Annotated in this window: 11 protein-coding genes; all 11 read right to left on the reverse strand. The window is 71.6% G+C overall.

Going from position 1 to position 17,759, the window contains the following annotated elements; all coding sequences use genetic code 11:
• Entirely contained in the window at positions 1-5,829 is a 5,829-nt protein-coding gene (locus AB0C38_RS44140; RefSeq protein WP_360685679.1) for a type I polyketide synthase, read from the reverse strand.
• A 252-nt stretch (positions 5,830-6,081) separates the two neighbouring features.
• Positions 6,082-6,876 carry a TIGR03084 family metal-binding protein gene (locus AB0C38_RS44145; RefSeq protein ID WP_360685682.1) on the reverse strand — a complete coding sequence of 265 codons (795 nt, stop codon included), beginning with the start codon at positions 6,874-6,876 and terminating at the stop codon, positions 6,082-6,084.
• A gap of 41 nt (positions 6,877-6,917) precedes the next feature.
• Positions 6,918-7,973: a carboxymuconolactone decarboxylase family protein gene (locus AB0C38_RS44150; RefSeq protein ID WP_360685685.1), complete on the reverse strand. Its 1,056-nt coding sequence runs from the start codon at positions 7,971-7,973 to the stop codon at positions 6,918-6,920.
• A 71-nt stretch (positions 7,974-8,044) separates the two neighbouring features.
• On the reverse strand, positions 8,045-9,697 hold the full coding sequence (locus tag AB0C38_RS44155) for a GMC family oxidoreductase (protein WP_360685688.1): 1,653 nt from the start codon (positions 9,695-9,697) through the stop codon (positions 8,045-8,047).
• The gene (locus tag AB0C38_RS44160; RefSeq protein ID WP_360685691.1) at positions 9,694-10,263 is read right to left on the reverse strand and encodes a DUF5987 family protein; all 570 of its coding nucleotides are present in this window, start codon (positions 10,261-10,263) and stop codon (positions 9,694-9,696) included. The genes AB0C38_RS44155 and AB0C38_RS44160 overlap by 4 nt, the downstream gene beginning before the upstream one ends.
• Positions 10,264-10,297: 34 nt before the next feature.
• Positions 10,298-11,683 carry a cytochrome P450 gene (locus AB0C38_RS44165; protein ID WP_360685694.1) on the reverse strand — a complete coding sequence of 462 codons (1,386 nt, stop codon included), beginning with the start codon at positions 11,681-11,683 and terminating at the stop codon, positions 10,298-10,300.
• On the reverse strand, positions 11,680-12,687 hold the full coding sequence (locus tag AB0C38_RS44170; RefSeq protein ID WP_360685697.1) for an enediyne biosynthesis protein: 1,008 nt from the start codon (positions 12,685-12,687) through the stop codon (positions 11,680-11,682). The genes AB0C38_RS44165 and AB0C38_RS44170 overlap by 4 nt, the downstream gene beginning before the upstream one ends.
• A 4-nt stretch (positions 12,688-12,691) precedes the next feature.
• Positions 12,692-14,665 (reverse strand): VCBS repeat-containing protein, encoded by a 1,974-nt coding sequence (locus AB0C38_RS44175; RefSeq protein WP_360685700.1) that lies wholly within the window; start codon positions 14,663-14,665, stop codon positions 12,692-12,694.
• Complete coding sequence (locus AB0C38_RS44180; RefSeq protein ID WP_360685703.1) at positions 14,662-15,645, reverse strand: DUF1702 family protein; 984 nt, start codon at positions 15,643-15,645, stop codon at positions 14,662-14,664. Before AB0C38_RS44180 ends, AB0C38_RS44175 begins: the two co-directional genes overlap by 4 nt.
• Positions 15,646-15,752: 107 nt before the next feature.
• The gene (locus AB0C38_RS44185) at positions 15,753-16,748 is read right to left on the reverse strand and encodes a DUF1702 family protein (protein WP_360685706.1); all 996 of its coding nucleotides are present in this window, start codon (positions 16,746-16,748) and stop codon (positions 15,753-15,755) included.
• 32 nt (positions 16,749-16,780) lie between these two features.
• Entirely contained in the window at positions 16,781-17,683 is a 903-nt protein-coding gene (locus AB0C38_RS44190; protein ID WP_360685709.1) for an AraC family transcriptional regulator, read from the reverse strand.
• Between the last annotated feature and the right edge of the window lie 76 nt (positions 17,684-17,759).

Genomic DNA, 17,759 nt, shown 5'->3' on the forward strand with positions numbered 1-17,759 from the left:
TCAGTTCCCCTCTGCGTGGAGCACAGCGAAGACGATCGGGGCGGTCCGGTCGTTGACGGTGGTCGACCAGGTGGCGATCCGGGCGTTGCCGGAGGCGAGCAGCGCCCACCCGTCGGCGTCGACCTGGCGCACGGTCAGCGCCTGGGTCATCGACCCGGTCTTGCGCACGCACTCCAGCGCGCTCCACACCCGGGTGTTGGCCACGCTGACCGGTTCGCCGGTGTCGGCGGCCAGCAGCCGGCCGAGGGCGAGGAGCTCTTCGCCGAGCAGCCCGGCCCAGTCCTCTTCGCTGCGTTCGATCGCCGTCTCGATGTCGCAGGCCACCGGGCCGGTGCCGGCGACAGCCAGGGTCAGCTGTGCGGTGTGTGACGCGGTGATGTGGACCCCGCCGTCGCACTCCGGCTTGCCGTCGGGGCGGTACCGGATCTCGACCGGCCGGTCGAGCGCACGGCCCACGGCGAGCGCCGTCTGCGCCCTCCGCTCGGCGATGCCCTCGGCCGGACGCCCGGCCGGGTCCGGCTCGAGCACCACCGACCGCGTCCCGCCAAGCAGCCGTTCACAGGAACGCTCCACATAGGACCCGAGCATCGACGGGACCCACGGCCCGGCACCGTCGCGCTTGCGGACCGCGCGCAGCTTCAGGCCTTCCCAGCGCTCGACCAGCGTCCCGTCGGGGTTGCGCACGTCGAGGTCGTAGACGTAACTGTCGCCGTCCTGGGAGCGTTCCTTCGCGTCCAGCAGGACGTATTCGTCGTGCTGACGCCCCGGTTCGGCCAGGTACAGCTTCTCGATGCCCTGCGGCAGCAGCGTCGCGTCGGGGACGCAGCACTGGATCGCGTGCATCATCGCGTCCCGCGTGCCGGGGTCGGCCAGCAGCCGCTCCTGGGGCAGGAAGGGCGCGAACCACGAGAAGTCCGCGCTGGTCGCGATCTCGGCGACCGCGTGCCGGGCGCTCGCCCGCCGGTAGCCGAGGACGCGCTGGAACCGCTTGCCCTGGAACAGGACCGAGCCGTACAGCTCGCTGATCGGCTCCACCGGGACCGGCGGCAGCGCGACGTCGCGGGCGGCCTTCTCCCCCAGCTCGGCCGGCCGCGCGAAGCTCAGCCGCGCCCGGAAGTGGTCCGCGCTGAAGCCGGTCTCGTCACTGCGGATGACGACGTCCACGGTGTCGGCGTCGCGGGCCAGCGTGGCCAGCCGGACCGTGGTCGACCCGCCGGGCGAGACGATGATCGGCCGGAGGAACTCGACGTCGGAGAGCACCGGGGTGCCGGTGCGGTCCAGCGTCGCCGCCGCGGCCTGCGTCATCGCCTCCATGCCGAGCACCGCCGGGAACAGCAGCTGCCCGTCGAGCAGGTGGTCGGTCAGGTACGGGTCGGCACCGTCGGAGAGGTCGGCTTCGGTGATCAGCTCGACGCCCGGGTAGTGCACGATCGCGCGGTCGACGAACCGGGTCAGCGGCAGCTCCCGCTTCCGGATCGGCAGCGTGGGCAGGCCCGACGTGCGGCCGCAGACCACCAGCACCGGCGGCGCGGCCGGGTCGGCCAGCACCCGGCGGAGGATGGTGATGCCCTCCTCGGTCGGGATCGGTGTGATGCCGTCGCGCATCAGGGCGCTGACCACGCCGAGCTTCTCGCCCATGCCGGTGCCCGACCAGACCGACCACTCCAGCGCGATCGCCCGTGCCTTCGGGTGTTCCTGGCCGAAGCGCAGGGTCAGCTCGGTCATCCAGTCGTTCGCCGTGGCGTAGTGCGCTTCACCGCGCAGGCCGGCCCGGCCGATGATGCTGCCGAAGGTGACCAGGAGCTTGATCCGGTCCTGGTCGACCGCGGCGAGCACCGCGTTGAGGCCGCCGATCTTCGGGGCGAGGGTCTTGCGGAAGCTGTCCTCGGTCAGGCTGAAGAGGGCAGCCGGCTCGTTGCGGCCCGCGCCGTGCAGGATCGCGGTGACCGGGCCGAGTTCGGCCTCCACCCGGGCGATCGCCTCGGCGACCTGCGGGGCGCTGGTGACGTCGGCCCGCTCGTAGCGGTAGCGGATGCCCACCGCCTCCATGCGGTCGAGGTTCTCCGCCAGCTCGCTGTCGGACTCCGGGTCGCTGCGCCCGAGCAGGGCCAGCCGCGCCCCGGAATCCTTGGCGAGCGCCAGCGCGCTCTCCGCCGTGATGCCCTTGCCGCCGCCGGTGACGAGCAGGACGTCGGTCGCGTCCAGCGAGTCGCGCAGCGGTCCGGGCTTCGGGGCGGGCAGCGCGGACAGCCTCGGCACCGTGCGCCCGCCATCGGCGCCGTAGCGCGCTTCGGCGAAGTCCGTGGTCGCGGCCACCTCGGCCACCACCGTGGTCACGGCCGACGCGATCGCGTCCACATCGGACGGTGCCGGGTCGGCGAGGTCGACGATCGTCGTCTTCGCCGACGGGTCCTCCAGGCGCAGGGTCCTGGCCAGGCCGGCGGCCCCGTAGCCGTGGTGGACGACCACGAACCGCGTGCCGTTGGGAGCGGCCATGACCGCGCGACCGGCTTCGAGGAACAGGCCGACGTGGCTGGAGTCGCAGTCCGCCGGCAGGCAGAGCAGCACGCCGTCGCCGGCGCTGGACCGTGCGAGCGCGGCCTTCAGTGGTTCGGCCAGCGGGTGCCGCGGCGTCGCGAAGACCTGCCATTCGGCGTTCCCCGCCCCCGACGTGAGGTCCGCGGCGGGCCGCGGCGCGGGCACGTACTCGACCGCGAACGGCCGGACCCACGGACCCACGCCGGGGGCCTCGCCGGCGGCGGTGTCGGCCGGTTTCGCCGTCTGCGCCAGCTCGTCGATCATCTCGGCGAGGTCGCCGAGGCACACCGTCGCGAAGTTCGGCATGCCTTCCAGCGCGGGGCGGCCCAGCGCCCGGGTGACGTCGTTGACCAGCTGCCCGACCGTGATCGACGACAGGTGCAGGTCGTCGAGCGGGTGGGTGTCGGCGGTGACCGCTTCCAGCGGCAGCTCGACGCGCTCGGCGGCGAGCTTGCGCAGCAGGTCCAGGGTCGAGCCGGTGTCCGCGTCGGACGCCTCGGCGTCCGAGGCGGCGGCCTCCGCCTTCTCCGCGGCCAGCTCGGCGGCCAGCTCGCTGTCGATCGACGCCCCCGCCTCGCACGGGCTGGCCAGGAAGGTGAACTGGCCGTCGGCGGGCAGGGCGCGGACGATCCGGCCTTCGAACAGCGCGTCCACCGAGATCTGCGCGCCGAGCGCGAACGCCGCGCCCACGACCCGCAGCAGGGCCTGCAGCGACGCGTTGTCCGTGTCGATCGCGAGCACCGGGGTCTCCGGCGCGATCTCCTCGAACAGCCCGGTCAGCACCCGGCCGGGCCCGACCTCGACCACCAGGTCGCTGCGCTCGGCCACCTTGGCGGCGGCCTCGCGGAAGCGGACCGGCAGCACGATCTGGTCGCGCAGCAGCCCGGGCAGGTCCTCCGCGGCGTGCAGCACGTCCCCGCTGACGGTCGAGACGACCGGCCGCTCCAGCCGCGCGAAAGCGAACTCGCCGAGCCGCTCGGTCATGGCGTTCGCGGCCGGCTCGACCGCCGGCGAGTGGAAGGCGTGCGAGACCTTGACGCGGGTCGCGGTGACACCCTGGGCCTTCGCACGGGCGACGATCCGGTCGATCGCCCCGGCCGGCCCGGAGATGACGATCTGCTCGGGTGCGTTGTACCCGGCGATGACGACGTCGTCGCCCAGGCCCAGTTCCTCGACCCGGCCGGGCGAAGCGGCGATGCTCGCCATCGCGCCGGTCCCGTCGCCCACGGTCGTGGCCATCACCTTGCCGCGGATCGTGGCGAGCTTCAGCAGCGCTCGCTCGTCGAGTGCGCCGCCCCAGTGCAGTGCGGTCAGCTCGCCGAGGCTGTGGCCGGTGGCCGTCGACGCCTCGATGCCGAACGAGCGCAGCACCCGCAGCGCGGCCAGCGAACCGGTGACGATCCGGGGCTGCGCCACCTCGGTGGCGACCGGGTCGCCGGTGGTGGGCAGCGCGGCGGCTCGGTGGATCTCGTCCGCCACGGTGAACCGGCGGCGCAGCGCGCCGTCGCCACCGCGGCCGGAACCCTGGCCGGGGAACAGGTAGCCGATCTTCGGCGCGGAGCCGCGGCTGCTCGCGAAGATGCCGTCGGCGCTGTCGAAGACCGAGTCACCGGAGTCGAGCTGTTCGAGGAGCTTGGTCAGCTTCCGCTCGGCGTGCTCGGGGTTGGCCGCGACGACCGCGGCGCGCACCGGCTTGCCCGACAGGTCCTCCGCCAGCGTGCCGGCGAGGTCGGTCAGTTCCGCGAACGACAGCTTCGGCACGGTTTCCAGCACCGCGGCGATGTTCCCGCGCAGGGTCGCGAGGTCGTCGGCGTCGAACAGCAGCAGCTCGGCGTCCTGGCGACCGGCGACCAGCGAGCGGGCCCGCTCGTCGACCTCCCGGCGCCGGGCCGCGGTCGGCGCCTCGGTCACCGTGACGTGGGAGTTGATCCCGCCGAAGCCCATCGCGGAGACTCCGGCGCGGACCGGTTGGTCCTCCGGCCACAGCGTCGCCTCGCGCGGGACGTACATCCGCGCCGAGGAGCCGGTGAGCGACTCGTGGGGGGTGTAGTGGCCGGTCGCGGGCGGGATGACCTGGTGGTACACCGCCAGCGACGCCTTGATCAGGCCGGCGACGCCGGCCGCGGCCTTGGTGTGGCCGATGTTGCCCTTGATCGTCGACAGCGCGGCCTGCTTGGCCAGCGGGTCGGCGTCACGGCGGGCCGTGGACAACGCCTCGATCTCGGTCTCGTCGCCCAGCGCGGTGCCGGTGCCGTGGCCCTCGAAGTAGGAGACGGTCTCGACGCCGTAGCCGGCGCGTTCGTAGGCGCGCTTGAGGGCCAGCCGGTGCCCGGACGCCTTGGGCCGGGTGATGCCGCCCTTGCCGTCGGAGGACACCCCCCAGCCGCCGATCGACGCGTAGATCCGCTTGCCCTGCTCCAGCGCGTCGCTCTCGCGCATCAGGACCAGCATGCCCGAGCCCTCACCGGGCCAGAAGCCGTTCGAATCGGCGTCGTAGACCTTCATCTCGCGCTTGGCCAGCGCGCCGGTCTTCGCGAAGCCGATCACCTCGAACGGGTCGATCGACAGGTCGACACCCCCCGCGATGGCGAGGTCGAAGTCGCCCTGGACGAGCGCGTTGGCCGCGGTCACCACCGACAGCAGCGAGGACGAGCAGGCACCGTCGACGGTGTACCCGCCGCCGGCGAAGTCGAAGTAGTTGCAGACCCGGCCGGCGATCGTGTTGGCCAGGCCGCCGGCGAGGGAGTCCTCGTTGATCTCGGGGAACGGCTCCTTGTACTGGACCTCGAGCTCCCGCAGGAAGTTCGCGGTGTCCTCGTCCTCCCAGCCGCGGGCGGTCAGCGCCGCCGCGACCGTGCGGCGCACGTACGGCCAGCGCAGCCGCATGATGTTGGCGCGGGAGAACTCACCGGTGAGGCTGTTGCCGATGACGACGCCGGTGCTCTGCTTCGGGGCACCCTCGCCTTCACCGAACCCGGCGTCCGCGAGGGCCTCCGCGGCGACCTCGAGGGCGAGCCAGTGCGTCGTGTCGGTCGCCCGGAAGGTGCTGCCGGCGACCTTGTGCGCCACCCGGTCGAACTCGTAGCCCCGTAGCACGGCCGCCTTCTGCGAGTAGAAGCGGTCCGGTGCCTTCGGGTCGGGCGAGTAGTAGTCCGCCCGGTTCATCCGCTCGTCCGGCAGCCTGCGGAACGCCCGGCGCCCGGCCAGCACGTTTTCCCAGAGCTCTTCCGGAGAACTCGCGTCGGGGTACCGGAGACCGATACCGACAATCGAAATCCGCTCTACGCTCATGCCACAGCACTCCCGCTGGCTCTCGAGCCCGATTTCATCGGTACCGTCAGGTCCCCGCTGTTCACCGGTGCGGGAACCGAGGTCCCGCCGCCGGCCTGTCTCCGTCTGGCGGCACCGCCGCTGCCCGGTGCTCCGGGCGGCCGGGCCATCAGGTCCAGCATCTCCGGACGATGCGGACCGTCTTCTTCTGCTGCTGCCCGTGACCGGATCGTCAGCACGACCGGACAACGACCTGCAATGTCCACAAAGGATTCAGGCGTTGAACTGGCCGGGACGGCGTCCCTGCCCGGCCGGCCCGCGATAGGCCTGGGCGATGTCGAGCCACTGGTCGGCCAGCGTGCCCGTCGCGTGCACATCGAGGTCGTAGCGGTGCCGCCGCCGGGTGACGAGCAGGCAGAAGTCCTCGGCACTGCCGGTGACCCGCTGGGCCGCGTCCTCGGGCCCGAACGCCCAAAGCCCCCCGGAGGGCGCGGTGAGCTCGAACCGGAACTCTTCCGCGGGCGGCGTCAGGTTCCGGGCCTCGTAGCCGAAGTCCCGGACCCGGACGGAAAATCCGGCGATGTGCCGGATCCGGTCGGTGCGCTCGCGGCGCACGCCGAGCGCGTCGGCGACGTCCTGGCCGTGGGCGAACACCTCCATCATCCCCGCGCACGCCAGCACGTACGGCGGCAGCGGGTTCACCAGCCACGGCACCAGCTGGTTCCCGGGCACGGCCGCGAGGGCCTTGAGCCCCGCGTCCCGCTCGGCCCGCCAGCGCGTCAGGAGCACCTCGGCCGGGTCGTGGACGTAGTCCTCCAGCGCGGCGTTGACCGCGGCCTCGAACCCACCGGACAGCGACTTCGTCATGGCGACGAACGCCTCCGGCTGCGCCGCCGACAGCCCCGCGATGCGGAAGATGAAAGCGAGGTGCGCGATCTGGTGGCGGACGGTCCAGCCCGGCGCGGGCGTGGGGGTGTCCCACTCCGCCTCGGTGAGCCCCGCGACGAGCGCGTCCACCTCGGCGGCCTCGGCGGTCAGGTCGGCGATCACGCCCGTGGTGTCAGTCACCTGTCTGTCCTTTCACCGATGCGACGTCTTCTCCTGATCGATCATCGCCGTTGCGACCTGGGGAGTCTTCTCTTCGCGGGCGGAGAAAGCCGGTCGCCCGCCGCGACGGCCGCGGTGAGCGCCGCCCACGACACCAGCTCGACCACCCCGCGGTCGTCCGTCCTTTCCGGACTGAGCGCGGCGACATCGGCGGCCGTCACCTGGTAGGCCGACTTGGCCGTCAGCAACGCGATCCGGCCCGGTGCGTGCTCCTCCGCGGGGAGTTCGGCGAGGACCGGCTCCACCCACGCGCGGCTCAGCCCGGGCTGTTTCCCGTCCCACGCCTTGAGTTCCCGGCGGACGAGCTCCCGCACGCGGGAGGGCACCGAGCGTTCCCCGGCGGTCTCGATCGCCGCCGCGGCACGCGCGAAAGCGTCGGACAGCGTGCTGTCCGGCCCCGGCCCCGGCGCGGCGGGCAGCAGGTCCAGCGCCTGCCCGGCCGGCGGCGTGGCACCCGGCTTGAGCAGGAAGCCCAGCACCGCCTTGGCCTTCGCCCGCGCCGTCGGCGGAACGGCCTCGGGCAGCGGCGACGGTCCGAGGAACACGCTCACCACCCGGTTGAGGTAGTGGAACGCGACGGCCACGGCCGTGAACTCCGCCGCGGCGTCCTCGGGCACGTCCGCGGGCAGCCCGCCGTCACCGCCCGCCCACGCCGTCAGCGCGCGCAGGCCGCGGTCCGGGATGGCCGCGGGGTCCCCGGCCTCGATGGCCGCGGCGGCGGCCGGCTCCCCCAGCGTCCCGAGCGCCATCGCGTGCACTTCGACGCAGTACGGGCACGAGTTCGCCGCGGACACGGCGGCCGCGACGGCCTCCTTGCCGGCCCGGCTCGCCGCCCCGCCCGCGACCAGCGACTCCCGCAGCATCAGCCACGCCGCGGCCAGCACCTCCGGCGACGGCGAATGCAGCGCGATCGGCGGGGCGAGCATCCCGAAGTCCCGCTCCACCTGCCGGTAGACGTCCCGCACGAGCCCCCGCGCTCGCCTCGGCCGCACGGCCTCGACGTACTTCACGTCCCGCAATGTCCGCCGCAGGGCGAACCGCACCAGTCCGGGCGCCATCGTTCCTCCTCGTGAACCGGCGAACTCGCGCTCCCAGGCACCCAGGAGCGCGAGTTCGATGTACCCGTGCATCAGTTGCCGGCGACCAGGTCCAGCTTGGACACCGCCCGCCGGCCGGTGATCGAGCCGTCCGGCGCCGGGGCGCCGTACTTGACGTCGATGTCGCGGGCCTGCAGGGCCCGGACGATGCCCGGGATCGACCGCTCGGCGAGCGCGGCGATGGTCATCGCCGGGTTGACCGTCAGCGCGCCCGGCACCGACGCGCTGTCGGTGACGAAGATGCCCGGGTGGTTGCGCAGCTCGTGGTTCGGGTGCAGCGCGGACGTCGCCGGGTCGTCCCCGATCCGGCAGGACGCCAGCGGGTGCACCGTGTACGCCCCGACGACGTCGTTCGTCCAGGGGGCCACCTTCGCCAGGCCGTCCTTCTCGATGATCGCCTTGCAGTCCGCGTCGGCCAGCGCCCAGCCGCGCCGGGTGTTCGTCGTCGGCTCGTAGCGCAGCGGGCCGCGGCCGAGCATCTGCTGCGAGATCCGGTAGGCGTTCCCGGTGGGCGGCGGGGCCCCGAACACGCCTTCGTTGTCGTCCTCGGTCATCAGGAAGATCGTCAGCCAGTTGGCCCACTGCTTGAGGATTTCCTTCTTCTCCGCCCCGAACCAGCGCGGCTCCTCGCCGCCGGGCACCTGGGCGAGGATGGTGCCCAGGCCCGGCGGGAAGTACAACTGCTCCAGCGAGTACCGCTCGTACTCCGGCAGCGACCCGTCGAGCTTGTCCCAGTTCGCGACGGTCGGGCCCTTGCCGATGTGGTTGGCCGAGTAGACCGGACCGTCCTCACGGGACAGTCCCAGCACCTCGCGGACGCGGTCCTCGTCGATGATCGCGGTGTTGAGCCGCTCGCCGTTGCCGGAGAAGTACCGGCCCACGCCGTGCGGCATCGTGCCGAGCGCGGCCTCCGAGCGCTGCAGGATCACCGGGGTGGCCCCCGCGCCGGCGGCGATGATGACGATCTTCGCTTCGATCACGCCGCTGCCGGTGTGGATCCGGTAGTCTTCCTCGTCGATCAGGTCGAAGTAGACGCGGTAGTCACCGTCCTCGGTGCGCTCGAGCCGCTGGACCTCGTGCAGCGGGCGGATCTCCGCGCCGTGCGCGAGGGCCGCGGGCAGGTAGTTCGTCAGCATCGAACGCTTGGCGTCGAACTTGCAGCCCGCCATCATGAAGTTGCAGTTGACGCAGGTGTCGTTGTCGACCGCGACCGGCGCCGGGTTGGCCGTCCGGCCCGAGTGGTTGCAGGCCGCGGCCCACAGCCCGCCGGCGTAGGAGACGTCACTCCAGTCCTGTTTGGACACCGGCAGCGCCTCGTCGACCCGGTCGTACCACGGCTCGAGCGAGTCGCGGTTGATCACCCAGGGCCACATCCGGCGCCCGATGCTGCCGTGGCGCTCGAAGACGAACTTCGGCGCCCGCGGCATCGCGGCGAAGTACACGACGCTGCCGCCGCCGACGCAGTTGCCGCCGAGCACGCTCATCCCGTCGCCGACGACGAAGTCGAACGCCCGCGTGTAGGACGAGCCGAGCAGGTAGTCGTGCTCGAAGTCGGCCGCGGCCAGCCACGGCCCGCGCTCCAGCACGGTGACCTTGGCCCCGCCGGCGGCGAGGTGGTAGGCGGGGATGGACCCGCCGAAACCGCTGCCGACGATGAGGACGTCGGTCTTGTCGATGGCAGTCATGCGGGGCTCCCGGAAGGCGTGGTGTCGGGGTGGAGTTCGGCCAGCTTGCGGCCGTAGCCGTACTTCGGGAACCGCCAGAACCCGTCGGCGTCCGGTGCGGTGTAGCCCAGCGCCAGCAGGCCCGGGTGACCCTCGCGGATGGCGTCGGCGGTGTGCTTGTGCGCGGCGCTGTCGAAGGCCATGTTGCAGAACAACGCGAGACTGACCCAGCCGTCCTTCTCCGGGTGGCCGGGCGCGGTCAGCCGGCGCACCAGTTCGCGGCGGTGCTCGTAGGGCAGCGCGACGAACGACGGGACGTCATGGTCGAGCGCGAGCTCCACCTCGCCCGCGTAGGCCTTCGCGTGATCGTTGAGCGACTGCGCGAGGTAGGGCAGGCCGACGGTGACGCCGGTCGCGTCGAAGTGCAGCAGCTCGAGCGCGCCCGCCGCCACCGAACCGGGGCCGGGCGCGGCCCCGGCGATCGCCCGGTCACCTTCGTACCGCTTCTCCCCCGGCACGATCGTGTCCGCGTAGGCCTCGAGGGTCATGGTGTTGACGCGTTCTTCTTCGGTGGCCTCGGGTTGCACCGGCCTACCTCCTCGTCGAATGTCCACAATGAACTCAGGCGGCTTCGGCCCGCCGCGTCCGTTCCCGGCGGTGCACGGTCATCGGCAGCCCGCCGCGCACCCGCAGCGAGAGCATCGCTTCGGGGTCGACGACCTTGCCCGGCACCTTGCGCAACTCCAGGTCCCGTGCCGCCATGGCGAGCACGAACACCGCCTCCATCACGCCGAGGCTGTTGCCGATGCAGAACCTCGGCCCGGCCCCGAAGGGGATGTAGGCGTACCGCGGCGGCCGCCCGGCCGGGTTCGCCGGGTCGAACCGGCCGGGGTCGAACCGCTCCGGGTCGGTCCAGAACCCCGGGTGCCGGTGCAGGGTGTAGGGCACCACGACGACGTCGGAGCCGGCCGGCACGTGGTACCCGCCGATCTCGTCGTCGGCCTGGGCGATCCGCGGCAGCAGCCACACCGGCGGGTACAGCCGCATGACTTCCTCGACCACGGCCACGGTGTAGGTGAGCCGCCGCAGGTCCTCCTGCTCGGGCAGCCGGTCGCCGAGCACATCGACGGCTTCGGCGTGCAGCCGCTCGCCGACCTCCGGGTGCTCGTCGATCAGGTGGAAGGCCCAGCCGAGCGTGCTCGCCGTCGTCTCGTGCCCGGCCAGCAGCAGGGTGATCAGCTCGTCCCGCATGCGTTCGCGCGACGCGCCCTGTGCAGACCCGGACGCGATCAGCCGCGACAGCACGTCTTCGCCGTTCTCGACCGGGTTCGCCAGCCGCTGCTCGACGAGCTCGTCGGCGATCCGGCGCAGGTCGTCGCGCGCGGTGCGGAACTCCAGTTGCTTCTTCAGCGGCACCCACTGCGGGATCGCGCTCAGCGTGACCGCCTCGAACATGGCCTGGTCCTGCACGGCCTCGAACGAGTGGCCGAGCGTTTCGTACCCGCCGAGCTCGGCGTCGAGCAGCGTCTTGCCGAGCACGCCGAGGGTCAGCCCGGTCATCTCGTGCAGGATCTCGACCGGCCCGTCGTGCGCGGCCAGCCGCTTGATCACCCTGTCCACTTCGGACGCGACGACAGCGGCCTGCCGCGCGATCCGCTTGGGCTGGAACACCGGCTGGATGGTCCGGCGCTGCTCGCGCCAGGTCTCCCCGTCGCTGGTGAGCAGGCCGTCGCCGAGGGCCCGGCGGGCCTCCTGCAGGCCGATGCCCTTGTGGTAGTTCGCGGCGTTGTCCGCGAGGACGTGCTTCGCGAGGTCCGGGTGGTTCACCAGGTACATCGCCTTCGGGCCGATGGCGATGCGGACGACGTCGCCGTAAGCCTCGGCGTTGTCGCCCATGAGCGCGAGCCGGTCGGTGAAGAGCTGCTTCAGCAACCGGAGGGTCGCCCGGCGCGGCGGCCCGGGCGGCGCGGTGCGCGCCGCCCGGGCTCGGTGCTGGCGGCCGGTCATGCCGCGACGGCTCCCGGCTTCTCGCCACCCGCTTCCGCCGGCGCGGGCGCGAGCTCCAGTTTCGCCTTCTGCTCGGCCTGCTCGGCCTCGAACTTGATCCGCGCCTTGTTCGAGAAGTGCAGGGCCCACAGGAACATGCCGCGGATCAGGCAGACGGTCGCGGTGGCCAGGAAGAGCCCGTAGGCCACGTGCACGGCGGTGAAGAAGCCGTACGCGAGCGCCACCCCGGCCCCGAAGGCGAACTGCGAACCCGGCTTCGACGGCGACGTGCCCGGGTCGGTCACCATGTAGTTGGTGTAGAGCACGAACGCGACACCGGTGGCCATCGCCAGCGCGCCGGGGATCGACGTGCCGAAGAGCCAGCCGCGGACGACGGCCTGGATGACGAAGAAGCTCAGCCAGCCCGCGATGAGGAACATCCGGCCGGTCAGCAGCGCGTTGAGCACCGTGCCCGACGCGAGGATGATGCCGACGATCAGCCAGCCGCCCCAGGTGGGGATCTGCTCGGTGAAGTGGTACGGCGGGGCGATGCTGGCCCACGGGAACAGGAGCAGGATGATCGTGATGCCGAAGTTCGACGGGTTCATGAAGTGCCGCATCCGGCCGTACACCGGCGCCTGCAGGATCCACTTCGTGCCGACTGCGACGACGACCCCGAAGATCATCACCAGGATCCGGTCGTTGACGTAGGTCAGCATGTTCAGCGCGAGCCCGGTGATGTGCGCCGGGAGCAGGAACTCCATGAGCCCCTTGAACCCGTTGCCCTTGAAGCGGACCGCACGCGAGGTGACGCGGGCGTTGATGATTTCGAGTAGGATCTCCGTGGTGTACGCGGTCGCCAGCGCGACGAACGGGTACAGCCACGGCTGCTCGAAGCCGAGCACGGTGTAGCCGACGATGTTGAAGATCGTGATCGAGATCGCGAAGCGCCGCAGCGCGGTGGTGACCTTGTCGGTGCGCTTCGGTGGCGCGGTGTCCACTTTGGTCAGAGTCGGGGTCGCCATCACGTCACATCGCTTCCTTCGCCGTGGTGCCGAGCTGGTACATGTGGCAACCGGGTTCGAGCTTCAGGTTCTGGGTCCGCAGCTGCCCGGTCCGGTCCCGCCACTGCAGGTGCACGTCGAGCGGGCCGCTGACGTCGTGCCCGAGGCCGATCTGGACGTCGAAACTGCGCCGGCCGGCCTCACCGCTGCTGCCGTCGACCCGGCCGAGGTACTTCTTGCCGTCCGCCGTCGTCACGGTGGCCTGGGCGCCGATCGCGGGCGGGCCGGCCGCGGGCAGCGGGCCGGGCGCCACCGGGGCGTCGGTGAACAGCTTCAGCTGCAGGTACTTGCCCGGGTTCGGGCTGTCGTTGTGGTAGAAGATCGGCGCCTCGTACTGCCGCGCCACCGCGAACTCGGGCAGGCCGTCGCCGTCGGTGTCGCCGACGGCGATGCCGCGGGTGGGCACCGGGACCGCCAGTCCCAGCTGCGGCGCGAGGTCGGTGTACCGGCCGTCCGCGCTCTTCACGAAGAAGTGCAGGGTGTGGTCGCCGCCGATGTCGTCACCGGCGCGGGCGTTCGGCCACCAGAGCGGGTTGGACAGCATGCCGTCGTGCGCCGTGGCCAGCTCCTGCAGGTTCGGCCAGCGGTTGACCTCGCCCTTGACGAACCCGGTCGCCTGCGCGATCTGGTTCTCGCCGCCGTTGTTGAAGTCCTGGATCTTGACGTCCCAGCCCCAGCCGGACCAGGCGGTGCCCTGGCTGCCGCTCTCGTCCTCGAACGGCGCGACCCCGTCCTGCAGCTGCTTGCGCAGGTCCATGGTGTTCTTCGCGGTGTTCATGAACTGGAAGTTCGACTCTTCGATGCCCCACGACGTGGTGATGTTGCTGACGAACAGGTCGTAGAGCCCGTCGTGGTTCAGGTCGCCGAAGTCGACGCCCATGCCCTTGAAGGAGTCGTTGCCCAGCACCTTCGACTTCGGGTCGGTGATCCCGCGGACGCCGGTGACCTCGGCGAGCTCGATGTGGCCCGGCGTGGACTTGTTGTAGAGCAGCCGGTCGTGCCCGAAGTCGTTGGCGATGTAGAGCTCCGGCAGGCTGTCGCCGTCGATGTCGGTCGCGCTGGAGGCCAGCGTCCAGCCGAACCGCGCGCTTTCCGGGATGCCCTGCGAAGCGTCGACGTACTGCGCGCTCGGGTTCGCGCCGGACGCGGCGCCGGTCCAGCGGTAGATGTACTTCGCGCCCGAGTTCAGCGCGTGCGACATCGACTGGTTCATCGTGATGCCGCCGTCGGCGTTCGGGTCGAGGACCCGGCTGTCCGGGAAGTAGTTCCCGATGAAGATGTCGACGTGCCCGTCGCCGTCGAAGTCGCCGATGGTGGCGGAGTCGGTGTTCCACATCGGGCCGTTGTACTTGCCGTCCGGGCCGCGGTGGTTGCCCGCCACCAGCTCGACCGGCTGGAACGCGGCCGCGTCGAACTTCGCCGCGGTGGCCTTCTGCAGGAACAGCACCGGCGTGCGGCCCCAGTAGTAGGCCAGGATGTCGGTGCGGCCGTCTTCGTTGTAGTCACCGGGGACGCAGCCCATCGGCGCCATGTAGTCCCACGTCGGCAGCACCGGAGCGGGATCGAGCTCGAAGGGCGCGTACCGCGGGCCCGAGTCCGGCGCTGGCGTGATGACGACCTGGTCGCTGCGGGTGTCGACCAGGCAGAGGTCGTTGGCCTTGCCGGTGCCGCTGATGTCGTTGAGCGCGATCGCGGCGCCGACCGAGGAGATCCACGCGGCGATGTCCTCGTACTCCTTGTTCACCGTGCGGATCGACTGCGCCTTCTTCGCCGCGGGCAGCGCGATCGACATCGGTGTGAAGTGGAACTTGCTCGCCATCGAGTCCTGCTCGGCGGCCGAGACGCCCGGCAGGCGCGCGACCAGGAACAGGCTGAAGATCAGCGCCAGCGCCACGATGCCCGCCAGCTGCTTGCGCAGCCGGCCCAAGGTCGCGGTCATTCGTGCACACCTCCGTGCGTCAGGACTTCGTCGGCGATCCGCCGCCGCCAGATTTCGAACGCCGGGACGTCGTCGCCGTCGACGACCACGTCCGGCCGGACCTCTTGGGTGATGGCCGCCGCGCGTTCGGCAGGCAGGCCGCAGATCGCCCGGGCCGCCATCTCGGTCTCCGGGATCATCAGGCCCGCGCGCACCCGGCACTCGGCGGCGAAGGCGCTTCCCTGCGCCAGCGCCCCGTGGTGGATGCCGGCCCGGTCGACCAGTTCCGCCAGCTCGCCGGCCGTGACGCCGCACGCGTAGGTCGAGGCCAGCCCGACCCCGGCGTACAGGTCGCCGTGGCGCGACTCGGGGAACTCCTCGATCGTCTTCGTCACCAGCTCGACGTCGGTACCGCAGATGAACCACAGCGCCCGGCCGATGCCCTGGTCGATGGCGCGCAACGCGTAACCGTCGTAGCGCTTGTCCGGCCACGAGAAACCCGGCTCCTGGTACTGCTGCCGGATGTACTGGTCGGTCTTGAAGTACGCCTGGTGGAAGCCGTAGCCGTCAAGCACGAGCCAGCGCAGCAGCGGGTCGAACGCCGAGGCCTTCGGCCACGCGAACCGCGGGAGCCGGCACATGGCCCAGCCGACCCCGACGTAGATGATGTAGTCGTGCTTCTCACCGGGGCCGGCCAGGAATTCGGCGATGTTCGTGCTCTTGCCGAACGGCAGCCCGTCGAGGACGCCGTACCCCATTCCCGCGCCTTCGTAGGCGAAGCCGCGGAACTGCGGTGGAATGCGCTCGAGCCATTCTTCGGCTTGCTCGACCGAACGCGCCTCGACCGCGTGTGCGTACCCGAGGAGGAATTTCTCCCCGACCGTCTCGAGTCGTTCTTGAGCGGCTGGGCTCTTGCGGTGGAAGCCACGCTTTTCCAGCGAGGTCTCCGAAACGTTCGGTGTCAGGATGCGGCGTCTGAGCGCTCGCCAGCCATTGCCCAACGCACTCTCCCCCTCACGGGTCGAATGGGACTTGGTTCTGCTCGTCGATTCCACGGTCGCAGATCCGCTGGTCGGCGGTCTACTCCACGGTTGCGTGCGATCACCGCTCAGCTCGCCCGGCGCGCGGCGGCCGGGCGGAGCTCCTGCCGGATCCGCTCCCGCCACAGCTCGTAGGGCGGTTCCGGCCCGTCGTCGCTGTCGGCGCGCTCGGTGCGGTCGGCCAGGTTCTGCGCCTCCTGCACGGTCAGGTCGACCAGGGCACCGCACGCGAGGTCGGTGTGCGCTGGCACGTACCCGGAGTAGGTCCGCGCCTTCACCGCGAACACGACGCCCAGGCCGAGCTCGTCGTGGTACCCGCCGGCCGCCCGGCGCAGCCGCGCCAGCCCGAGCTGGTCACTGCCGCCCGCGAACGTCGCGGCGAGCCCGATCCCGCTCCACAGGTCGGCCCGCCGGTGCTCGGCGAACCGGCCGGCCGCGGCGGCCACCGCGTCCGGGTTCCCGCCGTGGATGAACCACAGCGCGCGGCCGACCCCCTGGTCGAACGCGCGGGGGAAGTACTCCGGGCGGCCGGCCCACGGGTAGGGCTCCGGGGCGGCCTGCCGCTCCACCCACTTCCCGGTGTCGAAGTAGGCGCGGTCGAAGCCGTAGCCGTCGACGGCGAGCCAGCTCATCACCGGGTGGTAGGCCACCCCGGTCAGCTCGGGCAGCATCTTCTTCCACAGTGGACGCGGCAGCCGCGCCATCGCGAAGCCGATCCCGATGTAGGTCAGGAAGATGTGCGGGCGGCCCGGCCCTTCGAGCAGCTCGCGCGTCCGATCCGAGCCGCCGCCGGGCATGGCGTCGAGGATCGAGTAGCCCATCGTCGCGCCCTCGTAGGCGAACCCGCGCTGTTCGGGCTCGATCAGCGCGAGGCGCCGCTCGATCTCCCACAGCGACGCGCCTTCGATGGCCCATTCGAACCCGCACACGACCGCCTGCGGCACCGCTTCCAGGCGGGCCGTGGCGTCGGTGTGCACCACCGGGAACCCGCGCTCGGCGAAGCCGACGGACGCGAGGGAGGGAGCGAGCGCGCGCTTGCGCAGCACGCCGAGCAGAGTCGACATCCGGATCTTCCTGTCGGTCGGGGGAACGGGGCTCAGGCGACGGCGCGCAGGTGCGGCCGTTGCGTGGCGAACTGCTGCCGGCTCGACGGCGTCGGCCGGGACGCCAGGGTGATCGCGATCGGCGGGTCGGTCAGCGCGGGCCGCCGCAGCCGGACGGTGACGCCCGGCGAGTCGAACGGCGACACGGCGGCCGAGGCGGTCCCGACCGTGAAAGCGGGGCCGCTCTTGGCGTGCATGCTGTGGTCGGCGATCGCAATCACGGTCCAGTTGCCCTCCGGCACGCCGTGCACGGTCAACCGCCCGGACCGGGTGTTGGCCGAGCCGCCGAAGGCGACCGGGCCGCGCTGCGGCACGTTGTCGGCGAACACGCCGACGAGAACGGTGGCCGGGGCCGCGTCGTCCGGCAGCACCAGGTCGACGTCCAGGTGGCCGGTGCCCATCGGCTGCGAAGCGCAGCCGGCTTCGCGCAGCGACTGCTGCGACGGCAGCCGCTGGAAGTACGCCGAGTGCGCGACGAGCAGCTCGCCGACGTCCGGTTCGCGGTACTCGGTCGGCGTCATGCCGACGGCCCGGACGAACCGGCTGGTGAAGGTGCCGACGCTGCTGTAGCCGACGCTGCAGACGATGTCCGACACGGTCAGGGAAGTGGTCAGCAGCAGCCGTTTCGCCTCGAACAGGCGCACGGCCGTCAGGAACCGGCCCGGGGTGACCCCGGTCGCCTTCGCGAAGATGCGCGAGAAGTGGAAGGGGCTCACGTACACCTCGGCGGCCAGCGCCGACAGGGTGATGGGCTCGAAGTAGCGTTCGAGCAGCAGCTCGATTGCCCGCAGGATCGCCGGCCGGACGGCTTGTTCGCGGCTGAGCCGGTCCGCGTCCTCCGGTGGCTCGCCGGCCTCTCGCTGTTCCCCCGTGGACGCAACCGATCGCAAGATCATCAGTCCAACCTCGAATTCCTCCGCTTGGATTTCCCTCGCCGCCAGGTAAGACGCCGGATGTCGCGGGTCGGTGGAC

Origin of the sequence: Amycolatopsis sp. NPDC048633 (assembly GCF_040650695.1) — a bacterium.
GTDB lineage: Bacteria > Actinomycetota > Actinomycetes > Mycobacteriales > Pseudonocardiaceae > Amycolatopsis.